The 1,347-nt window shown below is 49.9% G+C and carries 1 protein-coding gene and 1 pseudogene; both read right to left on the minus strand.

Going from position 1 to position 1,347, the window contains the following annotated elements:
• Positions 1 to 99 precede the first annotated feature (99 nt).
• A pseudogene (locus BFF42_RS17495) lies at positions 100 to 960 on the minus strand (EAL domain-containing protein); the annotation flags it as partial.
• Positions 961 to 987: 27 nt separating this feature from the next.
• Positions 988 to 1,347: integrase core domain-containing protein (locus BFF42_RS17500; protein WP_146753229.1), on the minus strand; the 360-nt coding region annotated here is incomplete at its 5' end.

Here is a 1,347-nt window from a genome sequence, read left to right on the forward strand (position 1 = left end):
CCGTCGGATTTACTGCTACGTCGCCCTCAGGGAATTAAACCTAAAAAGAAAATCGTCAAAATTAGAGATTCCGGTTTGACACGGAAAGTCATATCAGCGTTAACGTAACGGCATAATGGGCGTGATATGTCCATTATGCCGGGCGGGCGGCGGTTGGCTGCCCGCCAGCCATTTGGGAAAATCACGTAGCGGCATCGGCTGTGCGTACAAATACCCTTGCAAAATATGCACGCCATGACGGCGCAAATACTTCGCCTGTTCTTGCGTTTCCACGCCCTCCGCCACCAGTTCAATATTCAGTCTTTGCCCCAGCGCGATGATGATATCGGTCACCGTCGAGTTAACCGCGTCAGAACCTATAGCTGCGGTAAATGACTTATCAATTTTCAGCACGTCAGGACGTAATGTTTCAAGCCAGGAAAATGAACTGTTGCCGGTGCCGAAGTCATCAATCGCCAGTTTGACGTTTTTACGATGTAGCTCGCGGGCAATCCGATAATCAACATCCAGTAAGGCATCGCGTTCGGTGATTTCGAGGATCAGTTGCTGAATCGGGTGAGCGCTAAACCAGTACTGATTGAGATCTTTTATCAGCACACCACGGCGAAAATGGCTGGGTGCGACGTTAATGCCAACATGAAACTGACTACTCATCGGGAAAACATGGCGCTGACGAATGGTTTCTGCCATCACATAGCGGGTCAGTGGCACAATTAAATGATGTTCTTCCGCGATAGGAATAAACACATCCGGTGAAATCCGGCCCTGACGCGGATTGTTCCAGCGCAGCAAAATCTCTACACCAATACATTGCTGGCTGCGCGCATTAAGCAAAGGCTGACAGAACAATTCGAACTCATGTTGCGCCAGGCCCAGATTGATTTCGCGGGAAAAGCTCATCCGGTAAGCGGTCGCCAGCCAGGCGATGTAGCCCACCAGTAAACTGAGGTGTACTGGCAATAGCGGACACTACCATTTGTTCTTTTTTTAAGCAGCCATCTGATGATATTTTTCCCTGAAGGCTGCCGGGGAGATATTCCCCAGACGAGAGTGACGACGCTGACGATTGTAGAAAATCTCAATGTATTCCCGTATTACTGAGATGGCTTCATCCCGGTTATTAAAACGATAGTGGCTCAGGCTCTCATTTTTCAGCGTTCCCCAGAAGCTTTCCATCGGAGCGTTGTCGTAACAGTGACCTTTACGCGACATTGATGTTTTCAGACCAGACTGCTCCTGTATGACCCGGTAATCGTATGCGCAGTACTGTGAACCTCGATCAGAGTGGTGGATTAGCCCGGCAGGTGGGCGCTGGCTCCTGAGCGCCATAAACAGGGCTTTACCTGT

This window comes from Shigella sp. FC1661, assembly GCF_001712525.1.
GTDB lineage: Bacteria > Pseudomonadota > Gammaproteobacteria > Enterobacterales > Enterobacteriaceae > Escherichia > Escherichia coli.